The sequence below is a fragment of the Mesorhizobium sp. Root552 genome (genome assembly GCF_001427285.1).
In the GTDB taxonomy this organism is placed as follows: Bacteria; Pseudomonadota; Alphaproteobacteria; order Rhizobiales; family Rhizobiaceae; genus Mesorhizobium.
The window spans coordinates 154,350-171,765 of record NZ_LMFV01000034.1 but is presented as its reverse complement, the minus strand read 5'-3'; the positions used below and the strand labels follow the sequence as shown (position 1 = coordinate 171,765).

The 17,416-nt window shown below is 62.2% G+C and carries 18 protein-coding genes and 1 tRNA gene; 10 read left to right on the top strand and 9 right to left on the bottom strand.

The window, feature by feature from the left end; all coding sequences use genetic code 11:
- The first annotated feature begins 56 nt into the window (after window positions 1-56).
- Window positions 57-1,364: a M23 family metallopeptidase gene (locus ASD50_RS14285; RefSeq protein WP_056242504.1), complete on the top strand. Its 1,308-nt coding sequence runs from the start codon at window positions 57-59 to the stop codon at window positions 1,362-1,364.
- An 81-nt stretch (window positions 1,365-1,445) separates the two neighbouring features.
- Here the strand turns inward: ASD50_RS14285 and ASD50_RS14280 are convergent, their stop codons facing one another.
- Window positions 1,446-2,318 carry an ATP-binding protein gene (locus ASD50_RS14280; RefSeq protein ID WP_056242600.1) on the bottom strand — a complete coding sequence of 291 codons (873 nt, stop codon included), beginning with the start codon at window positions 2,316-2,318 and terminating at the stop codon, window positions 1,446-1,448.
- Between the two features lie 440 nt (window positions 2,319-2,758).
- Between ASD50_RS14280 and yajC the strand changes: the two genes are divergently transcribed.
- Genes yajC through ASD50_RS14260 form a run of 4 tightly spaced genes read left to right on the top strand, consistent with a single transcriptional unit; the run spans window position 2,759 to window position 6,977 of the window.
- Window positions 2,759-3,094 (top strand): preprotein translocase subunit YajC, encoded by a 336-nt coding sequence (gene yajC / locus ASD50_RS14275; RefSeq protein ID WP_056242502.1) that lies wholly within the window; start codon window positions 2,759-2,761, stop codon window positions 3,092-3,094.
- 48 nt (window positions 3,095-3,142) lie between these two features.
- Complete coding sequence (gene secDF, locus ASD50_RS14270; protein WP_056242500.1) at window positions 3,143-5,707, top strand: protein translocase subunit SecDF; 2,565 nt, start codon at window positions 3,143-3,145, stop codon at window positions 5,705-5,707.
- 31 nt (window positions 5,708-5,738) lie between these two features.
- Window positions 5,739-6,128, top strand: a complete 390-nt coding sequence (locus tag ASD50_RS14265) for an Mth938-like domain-containing protein (protein WP_056242499.1) — start codon at window positions 5,739-5,741, stop codon at window positions 6,126-6,128.
- A gap of 6 nt (window positions 6,129-6,134) precedes the next feature.
- Window positions 6,135-6,977: a phytoene/squalene synthase family protein gene (locus ASD50_RS14260; protein WP_056242497.1), complete on the top strand. Its 843-nt coding sequence runs from the start codon at window positions 6,135-6,137 to the stop codon at window positions 6,975-6,977.
- A 12-nt stretch (window positions 6,978-6,989) separates the two neighbouring features.
- Here ASD50_RS14260 and trmFO read toward each other — a convergent pair whose 3' ends face one another.
- The 3 genes from trmFO to ASD50_RS22560 all read right to left on the bottom strand — a co-directional run bounded on the left by trmFO (window position 6,990) and on the right by ASD50_RS22560 (window position 8,927).
- Window positions 6,990-8,399: a methylenetetrahydrofolate--tRNA-(uracil(54)-C(5))-methyltransferase (FADH(2)-oxidizing) TrmFO gene (gene trmFO, locus ASD50_RS14255; RefSeq protein ID WP_056242494.1), complete on the bottom strand. Its 1,410-nt coding sequence runs from the start codon at window positions 8,397-8,399 to the stop codon at window positions 6,990-6,992.
- Between the two features lie 199 nt (window positions 8,400-8,598).
- Window positions 8,599-8,739, bottom strand: coding sequence for a DUF1127 domain-containing protein (locus ASD50_RS22565; RefSeq protein WP_082549667.1), 141 nt, complete (start codon window positions 8,737-8,739; stop codon window positions 8,599-8,601).
- A gap of 47 nt (window positions 8,740-8,786) precedes the next feature.
- Window positions 8,787-8,927 (bottom strand): DUF1127 domain-containing protein, encoded by a 141-nt coding sequence (locus ASD50_RS22560; RefSeq protein WP_082549671.1) that lies wholly within the window; start codon window positions 8,925-8,927, stop codon window positions 8,787-8,789.
- Between the two features lie 240 nt (window positions 8,928-9,167).
- On the opposite strand from ASD50_RS22560, the gene ASD50_RS14250 reads away from it, so the two are divergent.
- Together ASD50_RS14250 and ASD50_RS14245 are read left to right on the top strand one after the other, a co-directional pair.
- Window positions 9,168-10,283 (top strand): DUF2157 domain-containing protein, encoded by a 1,116-nt coding sequence (locus ASD50_RS14250; protein WP_056242491.1) that lies wholly within the window; start codon window positions 9,168-9,170, stop codon window positions 10,281-10,283.
- A complete protein-coding gene (locus ASD50_RS14245; RefSeq protein WP_056242487.1) occupies window positions 10,280-10,861 on the top strand; it encodes a GDYXXLXY domain-containing protein in 582 nt (193 codons plus the stop codon). The genes ASD50_RS14250 and ASD50_RS14245 overlap by 4 nt, the downstream gene beginning before the upstream one ends.
- A gap of 144 nt (window positions 10,862-11,005) precedes the next feature.
- Here ASD50_RS14245 and ASD50_RS14240 read toward each other — a convergent pair.
- Window positions 11,006-11,090: transfer RNA gene (locus tag ASD50_RS14240), tRNA-Leu, on the bottom strand.
- Between the two features lie 338 nt (window positions 11,091-11,428).
- On the opposite strand from ASD50_RS14240, the gene tig reads away from it, so the two are divergent.
- Both tig and ASD50_RS14230 read left to right on the top strand, forming a co-directional pair.
- Window positions 11,429-12,895 carry a trigger factor gene (tig, locus tag ASD50_RS14235; protein WP_056242597.1) on the top strand — a complete coding sequence of 489 codons (1,467 nt, stop codon included), beginning with the start codon at window positions 11,429-11,431 and terminating at the stop codon, window positions 12,893-12,895.
- A 129-nt stretch (window positions 12,896-13,024) separates the two neighbouring features.
- Window positions 13,025-13,543 carry a hypothetical protein gene (locus ASD50_RS14230; protein WP_244484530.1) on the top strand — a complete coding sequence of 173 codons (519 nt, stop codon included), beginning with the start codon at window positions 13,025-13,027 and terminating at the stop codon, window positions 13,541-13,543.
- 16 nt (window positions 13,544-13,559) lie between these two features.
- Here the strand turns inward: ASD50_RS14230 and ASD50_RS14225 are convergent, their stop codons facing one another.
- The 4 genes from ASD50_RS14225 to ASD50_RS14210 form a co-directional block, all read right to left on the bottom strand.
- Window positions 13,560-14,051: an NUDIX hydrolase gene (locus ASD50_RS14225; RefSeq protein WP_056242483.1), complete on the bottom strand. Its 492-nt coding sequence runs from the start codon at window positions 14,049-14,051 to the stop codon at window positions 13,560-13,562.
- Window positions 14,052-14,259: 208 nt separating this feature from the next.
- Window positions 14,260-14,757: a xanthine phosphoribosyltransferase gene (gpt, locus tag ASD50_RS14220; RefSeq protein ID WP_056242480.1), complete on the bottom strand. Its 498-nt coding sequence runs from the start codon at window positions 14,755-14,757 to the stop codon at window positions 14,260-14,262.
- Between the two features lie 110 nt (window positions 14,758-14,867).
- On the bottom strand, window positions 14,868-15,701 hold the full coding sequence (locus tag ASD50_RS14215; protein WP_056242479.1) for a universal stress protein: 834 nt from the start codon (window positions 15,699-15,701) through the stop codon (window positions 14,868-14,870).
- An 86-nt stretch (window positions 15,702-15,787) separates the two neighbouring features.
- Window positions 15,788-16,528, bottom strand: a complete 741-nt coding sequence (locus ASD50_RS14210) for a competence/damage-inducible protein A (RefSeq protein WP_056242476.1) — start codon at window positions 16,526-16,528, stop codon at window positions 15,788-15,790.
- 177 nt (window positions 16,529-16,705) lie between these two features.
- On the opposite strand from ASD50_RS14210, the gene wrbA reads away from it, so the two are divergent.
- Window positions 16,706-17,338 carry an NAD(P)H:quinone oxidoreductase type IV gene (gene wrbA / locus ASD50_RS14205; protein ID WP_056242596.1) on the top strand — a complete coding sequence of 211 codons (633 nt, stop codon included), beginning with the start codon at window positions 16,706-16,708 and terminating at the stop codon, window positions 17,336-17,338.
- The last annotated feature ends 78 nt before the right edge of the window (window positions 17,339-17,416 follow it).

Genomic DNA, 17,416 nt, shown 5'->3' with positions numbered 1-17,416 from the left:
ACATTAACGCGCTTTAATTCTGCGTAGTTTGTTCCGGGTCTGTGCGGGTCAGTGCGATGCAGTTCAGTGTTTTGAAGGCTAATGGACGCAATCTGGCGCGTGGCTGCGCCGTTCTCGTGGTCGCCGCAGCGGCGTCCGGGTGCAGTTCGCAGGTCGCGCGCTTCTCCGATGGTCTGGATGGTATCACCACCGCCTCCACGACCGACCAGCGCCCGGTTTTCGCCGACCAGAACAACCAGCAATATCCCGGCGACAACGTCGCCCAGCCAGCACCGATGACCGGCGGCGGCTACAGTTCCGGCTCGGTTGGTCGCACCGCGCTGCAGCCGGTTTCGGCGCAGCCGCTGCCGCCGGTTGCGCAGGCGCAGCCATCCCAGCCCGCCCCGGCGCCCGTGCAGACGGCGTCGGCTCCGGCGCCCAGGCTCGACCACACCACGACCGGCACTGTGAAGCCCGTCAAGCAGGCAGCCGAAAAGCCGTTCAAGGCGGCGCAGCCCGACGCGCGCCTCGCCGACCAGAACGCGCCTGCTCCTGCCAAGCAGCAGACGCAGACGGTCGCCGTGCTGCCGCAGCAGCCCAAGCTCAAGGATAGCAAGGCCGCGGCGTCGGTCGATGCGTCCACGGCCAACGATCCGAACTTGAAGAAGACGGCAGCGGCATCCGCTTCCGGCGCCTATGTCGTGCAGCAGGGCGACACGCTGTCATCCATCTCGCGCAAGACCGGCGTCAGTGTGACGGCGCTGAAGCAGGCCAACGGCATGCAGGACGGCCTGATCCGCGTCGGCCAGAAGCTTTCGCTGTCCGGTGCAGGCGCTGCTGTCGCAACGACGACCGTCGCCGCGGCAAAGCCGGTTGCGGTCGATCCGGTCAAGACGGCCTCGACCCCGCCGGCAGCGCCGGCAACGCAGACGCTTGCCACTTACACGCCGCCCAAGAAGGCCGACAAGGTCATCCAGCAGGCGCAGGACGATGGCGCCGCAGCGCCTGACTCGACCGGCATCGGCAAGATGCGCTGGCCGGTCCGGGGCAGGGTGATTTCAGGCTTCGGCGGCGGCCAGGGCGGCGACGGCATCGACATCTCCGTGCCGAAGGGCACGCCGATCAAGGCCGCCGAGAACGGCGTCGTCATCTATGCCGGCAACGGCCTGAAGGAATTCGGCAATACCGTCCTGGTGCGCCACGACAACGGGCTTGTCACGGTCTACGGCAACGCCAGCGAGTTGTCCGTAACCCGCGGCCAGAAGGTCAAGCGCGGCGACGACATCGCGCTTTCGGGCATGAGCGGCAACGCGACATCGCCGAAGCTGCACTTCGAGATCCGCAAGAACTCCGCGCCGGTCGATCCCTCGACCTATCTCGAATAAGCCACGACAAACGATTGTGGGCAGCCTGACCTCCAGTCAGCCCCGTCGCTTGCCCGCTCCGTCAGGAGCGGGCATTTCAGTTTAGCCGTTGAGCGACTTGCCCAGCCGTCCTGCAAGGTCTTGCGTAAATTGCCAGGCCACGCGGCCCGAGCGGCTGCCGCGCGTCGTCGCCCATTCGAGCGCCTCCGCCCGCAGGGTTTCCGGCTCCACATCGAGCTTGTAGTGCCGGGCATAGCCATTGACCATGTCGAGGTAGTCGTCCTGCGAGCACTTGTGGAAGCCGAGCCACAGGCCGAAGCGATCCGACAGCGACACCTTTTCCTCCACCGCCTCCGACGGGTTGATGGCGGTCGAGCGTTCGTTGTCGATCATGTCGCGCGGCAGCAGGTGCCGGCGGTTCGACGTCGCATAGAAAATCACGTTGCCGGGCCGGCCTTCCACGCCGCCTTCAAGCGCTGCCTTCAGCGACTTGTAGGAAGTGTCGTCGTGGTCGAACGACAGGTCGTCGCAAAACAGGATGAAGCGGTAGGCCGAAGCCTTGAGGATCGAGAGCAGCATCGGCAGCGTGTCGATGTCCTCGCGGTGGATTTCGATCAGCTTCAACGGATGCTCGAACTTGCCGGATGCATTGATGGCGGCGTGCGATGCCTTGACCAGCGACGACTTGCCCATGCCGCGCGCGCCCCACAGCAACACGTTGTTGGCTGGAAAGCCGGAGGCGAAGCGCTCGGTGTTTTCAACCAGTATGTCGCGCACGCGGTCAACGCCGCGGATCAGGTCGATTTCCACCCGGTTGACGCTGTGGACGGGCTCGAGGAAGCCGGGATTTGCCTGCCACACGAAACAGTCGGCGGCGGATAGATCGGTTTTGGGTGGGCGCACTGGCGCCAGTTGGTTGATCGCCGCGATCAGCAGATCGAGTTTGGTGTTCAGGGCATCGATAGGGTCGGTCATTTCGTTGCTTGATCTTTCGCTTTGCTGGCGCATGAGCGTTTAGAGCGTTTCAGGGCTAGATGGAATCATTCTGTTTGTCGTGCGGCGGGATGATCCACGCGAAGGGTTGCGAAGGTCGATGTGGTTCATCGGCCGGGCAAGCCGACAAAGTGGGCGCCCGCCGCAGGCAAACCCAAAGGGCCGGGCCGGTTTGGATCAAATCCTTCGGCCTTCGCCTCGACCGCACCGCCAGTGCGTTCGTCGCCGAAGTCCTCGACCTTGTCCCAAACCCTCACCGGCAGAATGTTTCCAGCTAGCCCTGAAACGCTCTAACATGCGTCAACGGACTGGAAAAGCGCCGGATTCGGCAGTAGGTGCGGTTGCAATGGCCGCTTTACCGACTATATTCCGGCCAAATTTCAGGCCGGATAACGGCTTTCCTCGCGGCTCAGGAGCTTTTGATGTTCGTTACCCCGGCATACGCCCAAGGCGTGGGCGCTTCTCCCGACATGTTTATCAGCATACTGCCGTTCGTTCTGATTTTCGTGGTAATGTATTTCCTGATCATCAGGCCGCAGCGCACGCAGATGAAGAAGCGTGCCGAGATGCTGACCGCGATCCGCCGCGGCGATACCGTCGTCACCGGCGGCGGCTTCATCGGCAAGGTCACCAAGGTCATCGATGACAACGAACTCGAAGTCGACCTCGGCGGAATGAAAGTTACCGCGCTGCGCTCTACCATTGCCGAGGTGCGCGTCAAGGGCGAACCGGTGGCGAACCAGAACGCCAAGAAATAACCGCATTGCAGGCGGAATGCCGCCTGCTCGCCAACAGGTTCTCGACATATGCTGTATTTTTCGCGCTGGAAGACGATTTCGATCTGGGCCGTCGTCCTGCTGGGCGTTTTGTTCTCCTTGCCCAACATGTACCCGCAGAGCCTGTTGTCGGCCATGCCGAACTGGTTGCCGAAAAAGCAGATGACGCTGGGCCTCGATCTTCAGGGCGGGTCGCACATCCTGCTCAAGATCGACACCAACGATCTTATCAAGGCCCAGCTTGAAAGCGCACGTGACGAGATCAGGAATCAGCTGCGTGACGCCAAGGTCGGCTACACCGGCCTTTCCGGCAGCGGCAGGGTCGTTCAGGTCCGCATCCGCGACGCCGGCCAGGTCGAAGCGGCGAAGGAAGCGCTGAAAACGCTGACGCAGCCGGTTTCGTCGAGCATGTTCGGCAGCGGCAGCGTCACCGAAATGGCGATGGACGAGCCCGAACCCGGTCTGCTCCGTTTCACCATCACGGACGAGGGCGTGCGGTACCGTTCCTCAACCGCGCTCAGCCAGTCGATCGAAGTCGTCGGCCGCCGCGTCAACGAGCTTGGCACCACGGAGCCGATCGTTCAGCGTCAGGGCGACGACCGCATTCTGGTTCAGGTTCCGGGTCTGCAGGACCCGCAGCGCCTGAAGGACATTCTCGGCCAGACCGCAAAGCTGACCTTCCAGATGGTCGATCAGTCGATGCCGGTCCAGGAGGCCATCGAAGGCCGCCCGCCGGCAGGCTCGACGGTGATGTACTCCAAGGACGATCCACCGGTCCCCTACCTGATTGAAAACCGCGTGATCGTGTCCGGCGAAAACCTCGTCGATGCGCAGGCTACATTCGATTCCCGCACCAACGAGCCTGTTGTTTCGTTCCGCTTCGATTCCAAGGGCGCGGCTCGATTCGGTCAGGCCACGCAGCAGAACACAGGCAAGTTGTTTGCCATCATCCTCGATAACCAGGTCATATCGGCGCCGCGCATCAACGAGCCGATCCTTGGCGGTTCGGGCCAGATTTCCGGCAGCTTCACGCCGCAGAGCGCCAACGATCTCGCCGTCCTGCTTCGGGCGGGCGCATTGCCGGCGAACCTGACCATCGTGGAAGAGCGCACCGTCGGCCCGAGCCTCGGAGCGGACTCTATCAGCGCAGGCAAGCTTGCCTCGGCCATCGGTGCCGTCCTCGTCGTTGTCTGCATGCTGCTGGTTTACGGCAAGCTCGGCTTGATCGCCAACATTGCACTGGCGGCGAACGTCGGCCTGATCGTAGCTGTTTTGACCACGCTCGGGGCGACGCTGACGCTGCCCGGCATTGCCGGTATCGTGCTGACAATGGGCATGGCCGTCGATTCGAACGTCATCATTTTCGAACGTGTGCGTGAGGAGCGAGCGCAAGGACGCTCGATCGTCCAGTCCTTCGACCAGGGCTTCAAGCAGGCTTTGGCGACAGTCGTTGACGCCAACATGACGACGTTCATCGTTGCGGTCATCCTGTTCTACATGGGAACCGGCCCGGTCAAGGGCTTCGCGGTCACGCTCGGCATCGGTATCATCACCACCGTCTTCACGGCGTTTACGCTGACGCGTTGGCTGGTTGCCTTCTGGGTCAGGCGCAACAAGCCCACCGAGTTCCCCAAGGGCCTGGTCCACTATCTGCCGCTGGAGCCTTCGTTCCCGTTCATGCGGTACCGCAACATCGGCTTTGCGGTATCCGGGTTTCTGTCCATCGCCGTTGTCGGCATGATGTTCGTCACGGACTTCAACTACGGCGTCGATTTCCGTGGCGGCTCCATGATCGAGATGCAGGCCAAGTCCCGCGTTGCGGATGCCGCTGACGTGCGCTCCAGATTGGAGGAACTCAATGTCGGCGATGTCCAGGTGCAGGAATTCGGCAGCGAAGGCGACCTGATGGTCCGTGTCGGCGCCCAGGAAGCTGGCGACAATGCCGAGCAATCGACCGTCAACAAGGTCAGGGCGGAGTTTGAAAACGACTACGATTTCCGGCGCGTCGAAATCGTCGGGCCCACGGTATCCAGCGAGCTTGCGACCACAGGCTTGATCGGCGTCGTGCTGTCGATGGTCGCGCTGCTGATTTACGTCTGGTTCCGCTTTGAGTGGCAGTTCGGCGTCGGTGCGATTGTTTCGACGGCGCACGACGTCATCATGATCGTCGGGCTCTACGTGGCATTGGGGCTTGAGTTCAACCTGTCCAGTGTCGCTGCGATCCTTACCGTTATCGGTTATTCGATCAACGATACCGTCGTCATTTACGACCGCATCCGAGAAATGCTGCGCAAGTACAAGAAGATGCCGATCGAAGACATCATCAACATCGCGTTGAACCATACGATGTCGCGCACGATCTTGACTGGCTTGACGGTTTTGCTGGCCCTGTTCGCGCTGTATTTCTACGGCGGCGAGGTCATCTCTTCCTTCGTCTTTGCCATCATCATCGGCGTTTTCGTCGGCACGTACTCGTCGGTGTTCATCGCGGGACCGATGCTGATCCTGTTCAAGCTTCGGCCTGAGACGTTCGGCGAGGAGACGGGAGCAAAGAAGAACAAGCTTCCTGCTCCCGCTCCGGCGTCGAAAGCCTGAACCGGGCAAGGCCGCTTGAGCATAAATCGAAATGGCACGGGGCATTGTCATTCGCGAAGCACACTTCCCGGGCCGTGCGCCGATTGAGGCGTACGGCAACGGAGGCTTCCGCTTCGCGGATATGTCCCATCGCGGTTCGATCGTTTGCCTGCCTTCTGGAATCTACGGCTGGGAGCCCGCTGACCGGCAGGCGCTGACCAGCGAGGATTTCGGCAAGCTCTTTGCCGAGGCGGGGAATATCGAGATACTGCTCGTCGGCATGGGTCCCGAGTTGCGGCCCTTGCCAGCGCCGTTGCGGGCCTCGTTCAAGCAAGTAGGTATTTCATCCGACCCGATGTCGACCGGTGCGGCCGTGCGGACCTACAACGTCCTTTTGGCCGAGGACCGCGCCGTGGCTGCCGCGCTCATCGCAGTAGACTGATCTGGCATGGGCGGGAATTCACAGTTCATCATGGATACGGTGCGCCGCGCCGATCATGACCGTCACCTGTCCGTGCTCTATGCGCCGCAGGACAAGCGCGACGCGCTGTTTGCCCTTTATGCCTTCAATGCCGAAATCGCCACGGTGCGCGACCGCATACGCGAAGCCCTGCCGGGCGAGGTTCGATTGCAGTGGTGGCGCGATACGCTTGCAGCGCCTTCCGGCCAGGACGAGACCGGCCAGCCGGTAGCCGATGCGCTGAGGGCGGCGATCGGCCAGTACGCCTTGCCGCTGCCGGCGTTCGACAACTATCTGGAAGCGCGTATCTTCGATCTCTACAACGACCCGATGCCGTCGCGCACGGATCTCGAAGGCTATTGTGGCGAGACCGCCTCGGCCTTGATCCAGCTTGCCGCCATGGTTCTCGATCCAGCGGAAGCGCCGCGCTTTGCGGAGCTGGCGGGCAGGGCAGGCTGCGCACAGGCGATAGTTGGCCTTCTCCTGCTGCTGCCGATCCATCGCGCGCGGGGCCAGTGCTATGTTCCAGCCGAAATCCTGGCTGCGGTTGGTTCCTCGCCGCAGGAGCTTCTTTCCGGCGATGGCGGGCAGGGCGCACTTCATGCCATCGATGCGATGATCGCGCTGGCGCGCGAGCATCTGGCGGCGTTCGAGAGTGGCGCCGCTAACCTGCCTGCCTCGCTGCGCCCCGCTTTCCTGCCGCTTGCGCTGACGGGAGCGTTTCTTTCAAAGATGTCGGGCAATCAGCGCGCGCTGATGACGGGCGGCATCAAGCTTTCTCTTGCTCGCCGCCATTGGCTGCTTTGGCGTCGGGCGATGCATGGCTGGTAGACGGTAAGAAAGCTACTCTGCCGCTTCGGCAGTTGCCGCAAGGCCGAGCCACTGGCGGCAGTCGGCCAATGCGCGCGCAGTCATGGCGCGCTTCTTGGCAACGGTCTTTTCCTTGCCGCGTAGCCGCTTGCCGTCGACCTTCGGCGCTTCCATCGGTGGAAACAGGCCGAAATTGACGTTCATCGGCTGGAACGAGCGCTTGCCCGGTTCGTCTTCCGAGACGATGTGGCCGCCGGTGATGTGGTTGAGCAGTGCGCCGAATGCGGTCGTTACCGGCGGAACCGAGATCGGCTGTCCCAGCCGCTCCGCTGCCGCGAAGCGCCCGGCCAGAAGGCCGACAGCCGCGCTTTCGACATAGCCCTCGCAGCCGGTGATCTGGCCGGCAAAGCGCAAGCCGTTGCGGCTCTTCAGTTGCAGCGAGCCGTCAAGCAGCGTCGGCGAATTGATGTAGGTGTTGCGGTGCAGCCCGCCCAGCCGCGCGAACTCGGCGTTCTCAAGTCCCGGAATGGTGCGGAAGATGCGAACCTGTTCGGCGTGCTTCAGCTTGGTCTGGAAACCGACCATGTTGTAGAGCGTGCCCAGTGCATTGTCCTGCCGCAACTGCACCACGGCATAGGCCTTTACCGTCGGGTTGTGGGCGTTGGTAAGCCCCATCGGCTTCATCGGGCCGTGGCGCAGCGTTTCGGGGCCGCGTTCCGACATCACTTCGATCGGCAGGCAACCATCGAAATAGGGCGTGCCTTCCCACTGCTTGAACTCGGTCTTGCCGCCGTCGAGCAGCGCCTGCACGAAGGCGTCATACTGCGCCTTGTCCATCGGGCAATTGATATAGTCCTTGCCAGTGCCGCCCGGACCGACCTTGTCGTAGCGGGACTGGAACCATGCCACGTCCATATCGACCGTATCGAAATGGATGATCGGCGCGATCGCATCGAAAAACGCCAGCGCATCCGCGCCCGTCGCCTCGGCAATGGACTTCGCCAGATCCGGCGCGGTCAACGGGCCGGTCGCGACAATGGCCTGATCCCAATCTTGCGGCGGCAGGCCGGCGACTTCCTCGCGCACGATCGTCACCAGCGGATGGGCTTCGAGCTTTGCCGTCACTGCTTGCGAGAAGCCGTCGCGGTCCACCGCGAGCGCACCGCCTGCCGGCACCTGGTGCGCATCGCCGGAGGAAATGATGAGCGAACCCGCCAGCCGCATCTCGGCATGGAGCAGGCCAACCGCGTTGCTCTCGGCATCGTCCGAGCGGAAGGAGTTGGAGCAGACCAGTTCTGCAAGGCCCTCGGTCTTGTGGGCATCGGTGCCGCGAACGGGGCGCATCTCGTGCAGCACCACCGGCACGCCTGCCTGCGCGACCTGCCAGGCAGCTTCCGATCCGGCCAAACCGCCGCCGATGATATGAACGGGCTTCATGCTCATGCGCGTCGCAATAGTCCTTTGCCTTGCCGAATGCAATCGACGCAGCCGGTCCGGTCATGGGGAAACAGTCGCCTGAAACGACAACACCCGCCGGGGGAGGATCCGGCGGGTGTCGTTTTGGGGGTCAGCCTTGGGAGGAGGAGCGGCTGACCTTATTTGCCGGGTCGGGGAGGAGGTCGATCCCGGCAAAATTCCTTGGTTAGAGCGCCTTGCGGGCGATGGTCTTGATCTCGTCACGCACGATGCCGAGATCTGCAAGCTGGCGGTTCGACAAGCGACCCAGTTCATTGACCGTGTCGCGGTAAGCGCGCCAATTACGGTAGTTGCGGATCAGGTTCATTGTCATACTTCCAGAAATTCGTTCGGGCCGGGTGAGGCCCGATTGGATCAGACCGACTTGCGCGCGACGAAGTGGATGTCGCTGCGGCTGATGCCGAGGTCGTTCAGTTCGCGGTTGGTCAGGCGGTTCAGCTCGGAAACGGTTTCCCGGTAGCGGCGCCAGTTGCGGTAGTTGCGGATCAGGTTCATGGTATTGCTCGTTTCGTCTTTGTTGCGGATCATTTCCGTCGTTCTGTACGATGCACAGATAGGCCGACCCACATCGATTTAAAAGAGACGCCCTTGCATGGCAGCATTGCAAATTGTGCATTGCAACATTTCGCCGCAATCATGCCTCTGACACAAAACTGCCGGAATCGAAAAAGCTCCTGACCTCAATAGCTTGAACACCTAGCTTAACAATACGACTGATTTTGTGGAAAAAGGCGCATGGCGAGCCATTCGGCCAAGGTGAAACAGGACATCGCAAGGTGGCTCGAGGCCGGCCTGATCGACGGCATGACCGCCGATGCGCTCGCCCGCGACGTCGTGGCCAACGAGCGCCGCTCGCTGAGCTTCGGCTCCATCCTCGCCATGATGGCGGCGCTGTTGCTCGGCGCGGCTATCCTGATCTTCGTTGCCGCCAACTGGGAGGCCATTCCCCGGCTCGCCAGGGTCGCGGCGCTGTTTGCCGTCATGCTCGGCGGCTATGTCGGAGGGGCGCTGGTCAAGGCGCGTGGCTACGGCGCCATCGGCGAGGCGCTATGGATCGTCGCGGCTGCGGCGTTCGGCGGATCGATCGCGCTGATCGGCCAGATGTACCACTTCTCGGGCGACGAATCCGCGGCGATGCTGACATGGTGTGCCGGCACGGCTCTTGCCGCGCTCGCCCTGCGCTCGGGGCCGCTCACCGTGGCTGCTGTCGGCATTGCCGATGCGTGGCTCGCCATGAAGCTCATCGGCGGCTTCAGGCTGTTCAGCAGCAGCGAGATTCCGCACCTCTTCCTCGTCATCGCCGCTGGCCTGTTCGCCGTCTCCTACTGGACCCGCAGCCAGGCAGCGCGCCATCTCATCGTGCTGTCGCTCATCTTCTACGTCGTCGGGTTGGCCATAGACGACAATCTTCTTATCGTCGCCGTCCTGCTCGCGCTGGTGTCCGCTGCCGCCTTCGCTGCGGCCGTTATTGCGCCCGCCGCCACCGACGCCATCGTCAGGCTCGGCGGGCGGCTGCCCCTGCACGGCCTGATCGGTTTCCTCACCGGCATGGCGCTCGTCCAGTTCCAGTTTGCGGACACGGGCGGCTTCGCCATCGCCGCGGCCATCACACTGGCGGGCATTGCCGCGGCAATCGTGCTGGCGGGCAGGCAGAGCAGGGGCCTGAGATGGATCGCCTATCTCGGCTTCGCCTTCGAACTTTGCCTCATCTATGCCGTGACGATGGAAACGATGCTGGGCACGGCAGGCTTTTTCCTCTTGGCCGCGCTCGTCCTCGGCATCCTCGCCTTCGCCATCATCCGCATTGAAAAGCGCATGTCCCATCCGGTTGCCGGGGAGGTTGCGTCGTGAGCAACGGCAGAACGCTCGTTTTCTCCGCGCTGGCGTTGGCGCTGGTGCAGATCGGCTTCCTGAGCTGGATGATCGCAGGCCGCGCCGCCGTCCTGCGCAACGGCCAGGAAGTGCTGCTCAAGGTCGAGCCGGTCGATCCGCGCGATCTCTTGCGCGGCGACTACGTCTATCTCAGCTACGATATTTCCCGCATCCCGGTGAAGCTGATCGCCGACATTCCCGCGGGCAAGCAGACGAACGACGAAGGCCGGATCACTGTCCGGTTGAAAAAGGACGCAGATGGCTATTGGCGGGCCGCTTCGGCCTGGCTGGCAAAGCCGACATCCCCCGCGGATGCCGGCGAGGTTGATATTGTCGGCCACATCGCCGCCGGCTGGACGTTGAGCGGCGACGCCACCATCGCGCCCGACTATGGCATCGAACGTTTTTATCTACCGGAAGGCGAGGGCCTTGCCATCGAACGCGACATGCGGGTGAGGCCGTTCGGCATCCGCGCCGCCGTCTCAAAAGACGGCGTGCCGCAGATCAAGGCCCTGATGGACGGCGACCAGATGCTGTTCGAGGAGCCGCTTTACTAGTTCGCGCCGATCATTCGAAGCATCCACGAACCCGCAGGGTTCGCAAGGGTGACCGCCCGCCGGCCGTCAGGCCGCCCATCGGAGGCGTGAGCGAAGCGAACTGCCGTGAGATAGAAAGACGCGAACTGCCGTGAGATCAGGAAATGGTGCGGATGAAGGGACTCGAACCCCCACGCCTTTCGGCACTGGAACCTAAATCCAGGGCGTCTACCAATTCCGCCACATCCGCACGACGAAGCGCAATTCCCATGTAGTCATCATTCTGTCAATGTCGAGGCCAACATGGCCCGTCGATACCGCGCGAAGATGGTTGAAAATTGGGCTCGCCTGTGACAAAAGGCGGGTCGAATGTGACGGGACGCGACGATCCGCTTCTGTGGAATGTGAAAAGAAGTAGGAAAAACAAAGACTTATTCACATTTTTGGAGCGTATTTGGCTGATTGGGCCGCCTTGCGGTCAATTTGTCCGAGTTCCGCACCGTAGCCATCCCCGGCACAAATATACCGGCAGGCTGTAAACGGCAGAAGCCCGTTGGCAGCCTTATTGGTGAAAACAAAGGTTTGATGATGCAGGTCACCGAAACGCTCAACTCCGGCCTCAAGCGCGAAATCAAAGTCGTCGTGCCGGCAACAGACATGGAAGCCAAGCTGGCTGCACGGCTGTCCGATGCCAGGGGCAAGGTCCGCATCAATGGCTTCCGCCCCGGCAAGGTCCCGGTCCAGCACCTGCGCAAGGTCTACGGCAAGTCCTTCATGGCCGAAGTGGTAAACGAGATCCTGAACGAGTCGCGCACCATCATCACCGGCCGTGGCGAGAAGGCTGCGATGCAGCCGGAAGTCATCATGACGGAAGACGAGAAGGAAGCCGAAAAGATCCTCGCCGGCGGCGCGGATTTCGAGTTCCGCCTCAATTACGAAGTCATCCCGGCGATCGAGATCAAGGATTTCACCGACATCAAGGTCACGCGCCCCGTTTACGATGTGCCGGAAGCCGAGATCGACGAGCAGGTCAAGCGCGTTGCCGAGTCCGCCCGGACTTATGAGGCGAAGACCGGCAAGGCCGCCGAAGGCGACCGCGTCACCATCGACTATGTCGGCAAGATCGACGGCGAGGCTTTTGGCGGCGGCGCAGGCAACGACCAGCCGCTGGTGCTGGGCTCGAAGGAGTTCATCCCCGGCTTCGAAGACCAGCTCATCGGCGCCAAGGCCGGCGACGAAAAGCAGGTCGTCGTCACGTTCCCCGAGAACTATCAGGCCGCTCATCTGGCCGGCAAGGAAGCCACCTTCGACGTTACCGTCAAGGAAGTGGCAAAGCCCGGCGAGCTTGAGGTCAATGACGAGACCGCCAAGGCTCTCGGCCTTGAGTCGCTTGAGCGCCTGAAGGAAATCGTGCGCGGCCAGATCGAGAGCCAGTTCGGCTCGATGACGCGCCAGAAGGTCAAGCGCCAGCTTCTCGACCAGCTCGATTCCTCTTATTCCTTCGAAGCTCCCTCGAAGCTCGTCGAAGCCGAGTTCACCAACATCTGGAACCAGGTCAACCGCGATCTCCAGGCTGCCGGCCGCACCTTTGCCGATGAGGAAACCACGGAAGAAGAGGCTACCGCCGAGTACCGGCGGCTTGCGGAGCGCCGTGTGCGCCTCGGCCTTGTGCTGGCGGAGATCGGCGAGAAGGCCGGTGTCGTCGTCTCCGACGACGAGTTGCAGCGCGGCCTGTTCGAGCAGGTGCGCCGTTTCCCGGCAAACCAGCAGCAGGAAGTTTTCGAGTTCTACCGCAGCAACCCGGAAGCGTTGAACACGCTTCGCGCGCCGATGTTCGAGGAAAAGGTGGTCGACCACCTGCTTGGCCAGATTTCCGTCACCGACAAGAAGGTGAGCAAGGATGAGCTGATGGCCGAGGACGACGAGGAAGACACCAAGGCCAAGCCGGCCAAGAAGGCTGCTTCCAAGAAGGCCAAGGACGAGGCCGCAGGTGAGGCCGAAGAACCCAAGAAGAAGGCGGCTCCGAAGAAGAAAGCCGCCAAGGACGCCGAGTAATCGGATTTCCAAATCGTTAAGAAGGCCGCCTCAGGGCGGCCTTTTTCGTTGTCAGGCCGTCAACATTGTTCTGTTAGAAGTTCGCACATACCTATCGCGAAGTGCGATGTCTCGCTGGGGAGAGCTGGATTGGGTAGGGCTATGGTCAAGTGGGGGACCTTCGCCACCGTTTTGCTTTTGGCGGGCGGTGGTGGCGCATATGCGCAGGCCGGGCAGGATCGCTGGCGTTTCACCACCATGGACGATGGGTTGGTCACGGCGTCGCTCGCTGCCGTCAACAAGCTGACCAACAACAGCGGCACGTTGAGCTACAGCCCCGTCCTGACCATTGCCTGCCGCACCGGCGGTGATCCGCAATGGAGCGAATGGCTGCGCCTGAACGATATGGCGTCCGGTTCGACCGTCACCGTGTCCGTTGCCATTGGCGACAATCAGGCCGTTGACGAGCGCTGGGTGATTTCACGCCGTGGCAAGGTGCTTATAAAGAGTGGTCCCCAGGCGGTAAGCCGCCTCGTTCCAGCAGACAGGCTGGCCCTGTCGTGGCGGTTTGGCCTGCTGTCCGGGCGCGGCGAAGCCGACTTCGATCTTGAAGGCATTGGCGAGGTGGTCGGTCAACTCGCCGAAGCTTGCCAGACTACCCAGCCGTAATGGAGCCGTAAAAGTGCTAGGCGGCGAACTGGGCCCTGTTCGCACAGAAGTAAGCGATGATCTGGGAAAGATCGGGCTCTGCCACCATGCGTTCGGCTTCCGCGCACGCAACCCAGCGGCGCGTGCGTGCCCGTTTTTCCTTCCAGCGCTCGGCCACGCTGCCGACCTTGAGCGGGAACACCAGCACCTCGCAGGGCACTTCCTCGCCGGATGGCAGGGCTTTCGCGTAGAAATAGCGGCCGGCTTCCACGGGCGAGATCCAGCCGGTCAATCCGGCTTCTTCTCCTGCCTCGCGCGCGGCGGCGTTGCACAACGGCTCGCGCGCCTCGGGCCAGCCTTTCGGCAGAACCCAGCGGCCGGTGTCGCGGCTCGTGATGAGCATGATTTCAACGGCGCCGTTGTTTTCACGCCAAGGCAGCGCTGCCACCTGCAAGCGCAATGGAACGGTGCCGAAGAGCTTGCGGACTCGTTCAGCCAGATGTTCGTGTGATTGAGGCCCCATCAACATGCGAAAACAGCGCCAAAAACTCAGGAATCGTTTGCCGTCTCATAAAGGGTACGGCTAATTGCGTGTAATAAAAGTAAAAATTTTGTGGCTTCTGGAAAAGCCTGCCGCGCAACAACAAAAAGGCGGCCTTCGCCACCTTTCGAAGTATGCGCGATTACGGTGCGGTGGGGTTCGGATTAGAGCGTTCCGTGGCTGGCCATGAAACGCTCTAACCGGCGTGATCGTCCGCAATCGGCTTCTGGTAGGTGAACCCCATGTCCCACGGGAAATAGATCCACGTGTCCTGGCTCACCTCGGTCACGAAGGTATCGACAAGCGGCCTGCCTTTCGGCTTGGCATACACGGTCGCGAAGTGCGCCTTGGGCAGCATCGCGCGCACCACGCCTGCGGTTTTGCCGGTATCCGTCAGGTCGTCGATGATGAGGATGTTCTCGCCATCGTTCTCCATCAGTGGCGGGCTGATCTCCTTGAGCACCTGCAGTTGCCCCTGCGAGGTGTAGTCGTGGTAGGAGGCAACGCACACCGTCTCGATGATGCGGATGCCGAGTTCACGCGAGATGATGGCAGCCGGCACCAGCCCGCCGCGCGTGATGCAGACGATCGCCTTCCATTGCGCGTTCACGCCAGCCAGCCGCCAGGCAAGCGCGCGCGCGTCTCGGTGGAACTGATCCCAGGAAACAGGGAAGGCTTTTTCGGGTAGGGACATTGATGGCGCACTCCGCAGCGCGCCAGAGCGCGCAGTTCATTGGGATGCGGGCGGAATTAGCCGGAAATCGATAGGCTTGGCAAGGTCGCAAAAGGATTGAGAGGCGTCCGTCAGCGTGACAGGAACGCCGCCACCGGGATCGAACGCAATACGCTGCGCGTCACGCCGCCAAAAAGCAGTTCGCGCAGCCACGAATGGCTGTATGCGCCGAGCACCAAAAGGTCCGCTCCGCTTGCCGCGAGGCGCTCCTGAATGATCTCCTCGACGGCTGTGCCGTTGGATTTCTGGATGGAGACGCGAACGGAAATATCGTGCCGCGACAACGCCGCCGCAATTTCCGCGCCTGCCGCATGGGCGTCATGTTCAGGCACGTCGGGCGGATCGATCACCAGCACGTCCGTTCTTTCCGCTTCGGCCATGAAGGGAATGGCATCGAACGCAGCGCGAGCCGCTTCCTTCGAGCCGTTCCAGGCCAGCAGGATATGTTTGAAGCTGGTGACCAGCGCGCCGGAATGCGGCACCACCAGGACCGGCCGCCCGGCCTCGTAGACAAGGGTGTCGACGTCGGCTCCCTCGTCGCCGTCAATGTCGCGCTGTGCGGCAATCACCAGGTCCGCCGAGCGAACGCTTGAGATGCCGGTAAGTGCGCTGTCGCCGGAAAAGCTTTCGAGGCTGCGCCATTCATAAGAAAGCTCCGCTTCTTCGGTGCGCTTGATGAAGGCGTTGTGGAGCTTCTGGGTGCGCTCCCTGTTCATCTCGGCCGATACCTGGATGAATTCCGTGTCGGGAAATCCGGTTGCCGACGTATAGGGAACGGGCATCGCCTCGGCATGGATGCCGACCAGATGACCCTGGAAGCGGCTTGCCAGCGGAATGGCGCAATCAAGCACGCGTTCCGCATCGTGTTCGCTTTGAAGAACGGCGACGATTGTCTTGAAACGCATGTCCGGGCCTCCTCTTGGCATCGTTGCCGACACGGCTGACAGGAAACGCGGAAAGCGCGGGCCGGGTTCCGGCTCGCAGGCTGCCGTCAGCCGGCCTTGGAAAAACCTGCGACCATATTTTCGACCTCTACGCGGGCCGCGTCCAGTGCTTCTTGCGTACGCGCGCGCACGACCAGTTCGGTCCAGAATTTTCCCTCGCCGAACTTCGGATACGAACCGATGATGGTCTCGGGGTGGCGTTTCTGGATGTCGCCCAGCGGCCCGCCGATGAGGCCCTCGCCATGTGGGCACTGCACGGTCGCCGACAGCATCTTCGTTCCGGTCCTGAGCGTCGGCATGACATTGTCCAGCATCGCCTGGAAGATCGACGGCACGCCCGCCATCACGTGCACGTTGCCGATGCGGAAACCGGGCGCCATCGAAACGGGGTTGTCGATGTGGCTTGCGCCGCGCGGCATGCGGGCCATGCGCTTGCGCGCCTCGGTGAACTCGACGCCGCGCTTCCTGTAGTTGTCTTCCATCATCGCATAGGCCTTGGCGTCGTATTCGCACGGCACGCCGAACGCCTTGGAAATCGAATCCGCGGTGATGTCGTCATGCGTCGGGCCGATGCCGCCGGTGGTGAAGACATAGGTGTAGCGGGCGCGCACGGCGTTCACCGCCGCGACGATCTCGTCTTCCTCGTCGGGAACGATGCGCACTTCCTTCAGGTCGATGCCGACCGCCGTCATGATGTCGGCGAGATGGCCGATGTTCTTGTCCTTGGTGCGGCCCGAGAGGATTTCATCGCCGATGACGAGCATCGCGGCGGTAACGATTTCTGGCATGGTCGGCTCCGGGCGGAAGGCGGGACGCCTGTCACATAGCCCGAGCCCCGGCCCATCGCAAAGATATTATATTAGTGAACGATCTGTCTGCATCTGGGTATCTTTCGATGAACAGCCATTCGCCTAGATAAGCGGTGACGGGCATGGCCCGAAACGCGGAATTCTTTGGAGATCGAAATGGCTAAGGTACTTGTTCTTTATTATTCGAGCTGGGGCCACATGGAGCAGATGGCCAAGGCCGCTGCCGAGGGCGCTCGCGAAGCCGGTGCGGATGTGACCATCAAGCGCGTTCCCGAACTGGTGCCGCTGGAAGTGGCCAAGGCCGCCTACTACAAGCTCGCCCAGGACGCGGAAGTCGCAACCCCCGCCGAACTCGAAAACTACGACGCCATCATCATCGGCTCGGCCACCCGCTACGGTGCCGTCGCTGCCCAGATGAAAAACTTTCTCGACCAGACCGGCCCGCTGTGGGCACGCGGCGCGCTGCTCGACAAGGTCGGCTCGGTCATGGTTTCGACCGCCACCCAGCACGGCGGCGCCGAGCTCGCGCTTCTCACCACGCAGGCCGCGCTCCAGCACCACGGCATGGTCATCGTGCCGTTGTCCTATGCCTACCAGGGCCAGATGGGCAACGATGTCGTGCGCGGCGGCGCGCCTTACGGCATGACCACCACCAGCGACGGCGATGGCTCGCGCCAGCCGTCGGCGCAGGAGCTTGAAGGTGCGCACTTCCAGGGCAAGCGCGTCGCCGAAATCGCCGAAAGGCTGCATGGCGGCTCCAGCAAGGCGCTCCAGGAAGCCGCCGAGTAAGCCTCGGCACTTGCGCCGATACAAACAAAAACCCCCGGTCGAGACCGGGGGTTTTTGCATTCGGAAGTCATACTTTTG